Genomic DNA, 6279 nt, shown 5'->3' with positions numbered 1-6279 from the left:
CAAAGTTTTCCGGCCCACACAAATGATGCCGAAAAGCCCGTAAAGGCCGTTCGGCATCTAACTTGCTTAGTGTGGGAAGATTAGGGACGGCTTGGGCAAAACGTTAAAAAAACACAACTTTCACCCGTCCGCGCGGCCGTCCACGGCGTGCCCGCCTGGGCATTTACCTGTTCTTGCGCCCGAAGAGCGAGAAGTGCACGTAGCGCGACGGATGGGCCTTGAGGTTGACCAGCAACGAGTCGGCGCTCTGCATCGTGGCGTTGAGGTTGTTGTAGAGGGCGGGGTCGTTCATGAGCAGACCCAGTGTTCCCTCGCCGCTGTTGAGACGGTCGGTGATGCTCTGCACGTTGGCCAGCGTCCGGTCCACCTTGGCCATGGTGCCCTGCACGTCGACGGCGGCCAGGTTTTCCGTCAGGCGCGAGGTGTTGTCGAGCGTTGTCCCGGCCTTGGCCAGGGCCGCGTCGGCCTTGTTCATCAGGCCCGGCATGCGGGCATTGAGCCCGGCCATGAGGGTGTTGAGGCTGCGCGTGGTGGTGGTGAGGTTGCCCGAGATGGTCTCTACATTGTGCAGCGACCGGGCCAGGGCGGGGTCGGCCAGCAGCGCGTTGACGCTGGCCAGTATGCTGTCCAGCTTGGGTAGCATCTGCTGCACGGTGGGCATCAGGGCGCCGATGGAGCCCATGAGGCCGCCGTTGATGGCTCCCACCAGCGTGTCGCCCGGCTCCACGCGGTCGCGCGGGTTGTTGGCCAGCAGCAGGTTCATCTTGACATTGCCCATGAGGTCGCTCACAATCTCGGCCGAGGAGCCGCGGGGGATGCGCAGGTTGTTGTCCACATCGAAGCGGACCACCACCTCGCCGTTGCCCTCGTAGTCGTAGTCGATGCCCTTGACCACGCCCACTTGGTAGCCGTCGGCATAGATGGGGTTGGAAGCCGACAGGCCGCTGATGTCGCGGAACTTGATGAAATAGGAGCTGTCGTTGGAGAACAGCGACATGCCCTTCAGGAAATTGAGCCCGAAGAACAGCAAAACGATGCCGACAATGGCGACTATCGCAATCTTGACTTCTTTGGTAAAAAACTTCATAATCTGCTCTTTTGGCTACCGGTTGGCCTTGAACTCGCGGATGCCTTGGTTCACATCCATCTTCTTTCCGTTCTTGAAGGCGATGATGAAACACTCGGGAAACTTCTCGAGTATCTGCTTGCGCAAGCGGTAGATCTCGTTATAATTGTTGCTGGCACCGTAGGTATACTTGCGGACGCCTCCCTCCTCGAAGCACTCGCAGCCGTCGAGTCCCTTGAGACGCTTGTCGCCGGGAGCCAGGTGTGCGGTGCAGGAGAGTATCTGTATCTTGAAAACCGGACGGGCTTCATCGGGCTTGGACGCCGGCACAGCCGCACGCACCGGGGCCGGGCGGGGGCTCGTGGGGGCCGGTTGCGGCCTGGAGGGAGCCTGGCGGGCCGGGGCGGGCAGCACGGCGGGCACGTCGACCACCTGCCCCGACCGGTCGGCATCGCTGCTGCGATAGGGCACAGTGATGTTGTCGTCGTACTTGTTCTTGTAGAGAATGAAAGCGTTGTACATGCCCTTGGCGTAGAGCGGCAGGGCGGCGTCCGAGTTGAGGAACTCCTCTTCGTCAGGAGTGGAGATGAAACCCAGCTCCAGCAGTGCGGAGGGCATGGAGGTGAGGCGCAGCACGGCCAGGTTGTTCTGGTGCGAACCGCCGTCCTGACGGCCCGTGGCACGGCACACCTCGCGCTGCATCAGCCGCGAGAGCTCCACGCTGCGCTCGCGGTTTTTGTCGGCAATGAACTCGAACATGATGTCGCTCTCGGCCGAACTGGCATCGAAGCCGCGGTAAACCGTCTTGTAGTCTTTCTCCATAAAGATGACGGAATTCTCGCGTTTGGCCACATCGAGATTCTCGCGCAGACCCTTGTCGCCCGTGCGCTCGCCGCGCCCCAGCGTGTAGCTCTGGAAGCCGTGGGCGGTATGGATGCCGTCGAGGGCGTTGATGTGGATGGAGATAAAGAGGTCGGCCTTGTTGCGGTTGGCTATCCCGGCCCGTTCGTGCAGGGGGATGAAGACATCGGTCTTGCGGGTGTAGACCACACGCACGTCGGGACAATTGGCCTCGACCATCTGGCCCAGGGCCAGCGCATACTTGAGGGTGAGGTCTTTTTCCTTGGAAAAGGCACCCGGCGCTCCATGGTCGTTGCCACCGTGGCCGGCATCGATAACCAGCGTGAAACGAGGGCTGGCGGCACGGGCCATAAGGGTGAAAGCCACGAGGGCAAGGAGTGGAAATACCTTTTTCAGCATATCAGTTACGCAACTCTAAAATGGGCCCTGCATACGCCGAAAGGGCCAAATGTTTTGCAAAATTAGTGAAAATCGGGGGGAAAACCTAAAGAGGGCTTTCCGTTTTATCATTTATTAAATGTAATTCTACGCCCGCTCCCCGGCAGTCGGCCCCCATGGGCGGGTTGAGTTTGGTCAGATTGATGTCGAGACGGGCAATGGACGGCCACGCGTGCATGAGACGGCGGCCGATGCGCGCCGCCACATGCTCGACCAGACGGGAGGGCACTTGCATCTCGGCGGCCGTGATCCGATAGACCTCGCCGTAGTTCACGGTGTCGGCCACATCGTCGGTTTCCATGGCCCGCGACACGTCAACGTGGAGACAAAGGTCCACTTCGTAGTCGTTGCCCGTGAGGCGTTCCTGCGCCTCCACACCGTGGCGGGCATGGAAGCGCAGGCCCCGCAGGTGAATGGCACTGTGTTGAAGACGCATCATCCGCAGCGGCTGGCACCGCAGTTGGTGCAGATGAGACATCCCTCCTGATAGACCAACGTCTCCTGTCCACAGACCGGACACTTCTGTCCGTTGGCCTTGGTGCCGTCCACGATATACTTCTTCAGGGCACGTTCAACGCCATTTTTCCAAGTGTTGATGCTCTCGTCCTTGAGCTGAAGAGAGCTCACCAGCTTGATAACATGGTCTATAGGCATGCGGTAGCGCAGTACGCCGGAGATAAGTTTAGCATAGTTCCAGTACTCGGGATTGAACTTCTCGCTCAGCCCTTCCACGGTGGTCTTGTAGCCTCTCTTGTTTTCAAACTGGAAGTCGTAGCGGTGGCTGCCGTCCTCATTGGTCTGTTTGATGACCTTTCCCTTGACTACTGTCTTGGGCAACACGATGCCTTCGTCGTCGTCCTGCAGGCCCGTGAAGATCTCATAAGGGTAGCCATCGAGCAGCCCTACAAAGGCCACCCACTTCTCTTTATTGTTCTGAAAGCGCACCACATCGCAGTCGAGTTCCTTCGGGCGCGTCTCCTGCACGAGCGGACGAGTGAACGAAGCGGCCGTGATGGGCTCGGGAGTCTCCTGGTGTTCTTTCTCTTTCTTCTTGTCTTTCTTCGATACTGCAATCATCACGCCCGAGCGGCTGCCATCGCGATAAATGGTGCAACCCTTGCATCCGGAACGCCAGGCTTCGACGTAGAGCTTGTTGACGAGGGCCTCGTCTACGTGGTTTGGCAGGTTGACGGTGACCGAAATGCTGTGGTCAACCCACTTCTGAATGGCACCCTGCATACGTACTTTCATCAGCCAATCCACGTCGTTGGCAGTGGCTTTATAATAAGGAGAGCGAGCCACGAGCTGGTCGATCTCGTCCTGGGAGTATTTCTTGGTGGCATCAATGCCGTTGACCTGCATCCAGGTGAGGAACTTTTGGTGGTAGACAATGTACTCCTCGAAAGAGTCGCCAACCTCGTCTACAAAGTCGACATGCACGTCGGTGTCGCCGGGGTTCACCTTGCGGCGGCGCTTGTAAACGGGCATGAACACCGGCTCGATGCCGCTGGTGGTCTGCGTCATGAGCGAGGTAGTGCCGGTAGGAGCAATGGTAAGACAGGCGATGTTGCGGCGGCCATGCTTCAGCATGTCGTCGTAGAGCTGGGGATCAGCCTCTCGCAGACGGTTGATGAAAGGGTTGTTTTTCTCACGTTCGGCATCGAACACCTCGAAAGCACCGCGTTCTTCGGCCAGTGTAACCGAAGAACGGTAGGCATTGATGGCCAGACTCTTGTGCACTTCCACCGAAAAATCGGTAGCCTCCTGCGTGCCGTAGCGCAGCCCCATGGCGGCAACCATGTCGCCCTCGGCCGTGATGCCCACGCCCGTGCGGCGGCCCATGCCGCTCTTGCGCTTGATTTTCTCCCAAAGATGGTACTCTGTACGCTTCACCTCATCGCTCTGCGGGTCGAGCTTTATCTTCTCCATGATGAGGTCTATTTTCTCCATTTCGAGGTCTACAATGTCGTCCATGATGCGCTGTGCAAGCTGTACATGCCGGGCGAACTTGGCGAAATCGAATGTGGCCTCACTGGTGAACGGCTTGTCTACATAGCTGTAAAGGTTGAGGCAGAGCAGCCGACAGCTGTCATAAGGACACAGGGGAATCTCTCCGCAAGGGTTGGTACTCACCGTGCGGAAGCCGAGATCGGCATAGCAGTCAGGGATGCTCTCGCGCAGAATGGTGTCCCAAAAGAGCACGCCGGGCTCGGCGCTCTTCCAGGCATTGTGCACTATTTTATCCCACAACTGGCGGGCAGCGATCTCCTTGCGCACCTTGGGGGAGGCTGCATCGATGGGAAATTGCTGCACGTAGGGCTTGTCCTCGACAACGGCCTGCATGAAAGCATCGTCTATTTTGACGCTGACATTGGCACCCGTCACCTTGCCCTCGGTCATCTTGGCATCGATAAAGGCCTCCGAATCCGGGTGCTTGATGCTCACCGAGAGCATGAGAGCGCCCCGCCGTCCGTCCTGCGCCACCTCGCGTGTGGAGTTGCTGTACCGCTCCATGAACGGCACCAGGCCCGTCGATGTGAGGGCCGAATTGTTGACCGGACTGCCTTTCGGCCGGATGTGGCTCAGGTCGTGGCCCACACCTCCACGGCGTTTCATGAGCTGCACCTGCTCCTCGTCTATCTTCAAGATGGCGCCATAGCTGTCGGCATCACCGTCCAAACCAATCACGAAACAGTTGCTCAACGAGGCCACCTGATGGTTGTTGCCAATGCCGGTCATGGGACTTCCGGCCGGCACGACATAGCGGAAGTGGTCGAGTAAATCGAATATTTGCTGCGCGTCCAAGGGGTTCTTGTACTTCTTTTCCATGCGCGCTATCTCGTTAGCAATGCGCCAGTGCATGTCCTCAGGCGACTTCTCGTAGATTGTGCCGAAGCTGTCCTTCATGGCATATTTGTTCACCCACACCCGGGCAGCCAGCTCGTCACCTCCAAAATACTTCAATGAGGCCTCGAAAGCCTCATCGTAAGAATATGTCTTTGGTTCTTCCTTCATGTATGTTGCTGTATTTATTTTTAATGAATTAGCGTTGCAAAGCTACAAAACTTTTATGATAACGGGACAACATTACCGATATATTTGCCTGAAAAGTTGCCCCGTTTAGGATATTTTGGCTAACTTTGCATCAACAAAATTCACCAAAATGAGAAGCGTTCTACAACGTAAAACGATTAGAAAATACACCCAGCAAGAGGTTTCCAACGATTTGCTCAACCAATTGCTTGAGGCTTCCCTCCACACGCCCACGATGGGCAACCTACAGCTCTACAGCGTGGTGGTGACCCGTGAGGCGGCCATGAAAGAGAAGTTGGCCCCGGCACACTTCAACCAGCCCATGGTAACAGCGGCACCGGTAGTGCTCACTTTCTGCGCCGACTTCCGACGCACGTCGCTTTGGGCCGAGCAGCGCAAGGCACAACCAGGCTATGACAACTTCCTGAGTTTCATGAATGCGGCCACCGACACCTTATTATATTGTCAGACATTCTGCAATCTGGCCGAGGTCGAAGGGCTGGGCACCTGCTTCCTGGGCACCACCGTCTACATGCCGCAACTCATTATCGACACCCTCAGACTGCCGCGATTGGTATTCCCCGTGGCCACCATCACCTTAGGTTGGCCCGACGAAACCCCTCCCCAAAGCGACCGGCTGCCCCTGCGTGCAATCGTTCATGAAGAGACCTACAAGGACTATACGCCCCAGCGTATCGACGATTGCTACGGGGCCAAAGAGGCCTTGCCCGAGAACCAACACTTTGTGGAAATCAACCAAAAGGAGACTTTGGCCCAAGTGTTTACCGACATCCGCTACACGCGCAAGGACAACGAAGCCATGTCGCAAGGCATGCTGGACGCACTGAAAAGCCAGGGATTCCTTTAACCCTCCGCCGGGC

At 57.5% G+C, this 6279-nt stretch carries 5 protein-coding genes; 1 reads left to right on the top strand and 4 read right to left on the bottom strand.

The genetic code is table 11. The features are described from left to right. Positions 1 to 163: 163 nt before the first annotated feature. The 4 genes from PREDE_RS13225 to PREDE_RS13210 form a co-directional block, all read right to left on the bottom strand. Entirely contained in the window at positions 164 to 1087 is a 924-nt protein-coding gene (locus PREDE_RS13225) for an MlaD family protein (RefSeq protein ID WP_005846095.1), read from the bottom strand. A gap of 15 nt (positions 1088 to 1102) precedes the next feature. Beyond that, positions 1103 to 2326: an N-acetylmuramoyl-L-alanine amidase gene (locus PREDE_RS13220; RefSeq protein WP_005846093.1), complete on the bottom strand. Its 1224-nt coding sequence runs from the start codon at positions 2324 to 2326 to the stop codon at positions 1103 to 1105. 85 nt (positions 2327 to 2411) lie between these two features. After that, positions 2412 to 2801, bottom strand: a complete 390-nt coding sequence (gene folB, locus PREDE_RS13215; protein ID WP_027951998.1) for a dihydroneopterin aldolase — start codon at positions 2799 to 2801, stop codon at positions 2412 to 2414. Continuing rightward, positions 2801 to 5380, bottom strand: a complete 2580-nt coding sequence (locus PREDE_RS13210) for an adenosylcobalamin-dependent ribonucleoside-diphosphate reductase (protein ID WP_005846089.1) — start codon at positions 5378 to 5380, stop codon at positions 2801 to 2803. The genes folB and PREDE_RS13210 overlap by 1 nt, the downstream gene beginning before the upstream one ends. 148 nt (positions 5381 to 5528) lie before the next feature. On the opposite strand from PREDE_RS13210, the gene PREDE_RS13205 reads away from it, so the two are divergent. Further along, entirely contained in the window at positions 5529 to 6266 is a 738-nt protein-coding gene (locus PREDE_RS13205) for a nitroreductase family protein (protein WP_005846087.1), read from the top strand. The last annotated feature ends 13 nt before the right edge of the window (positions 6267 to 6279 follow it).

Origin of the sequence: Prevotella dentalis DSM 3688, assembly GCF_000242335.1 — a bacterium.
Classification (GTDB): Bacteria; Bacteroidota; Bacteroidia; order Bacteroidales; family Bacteroidaceae; genus Prevotella; species Prevotella seregens.
This window is presented reverse-complemented; position numbering and strand designations above follow the sequence as displayed.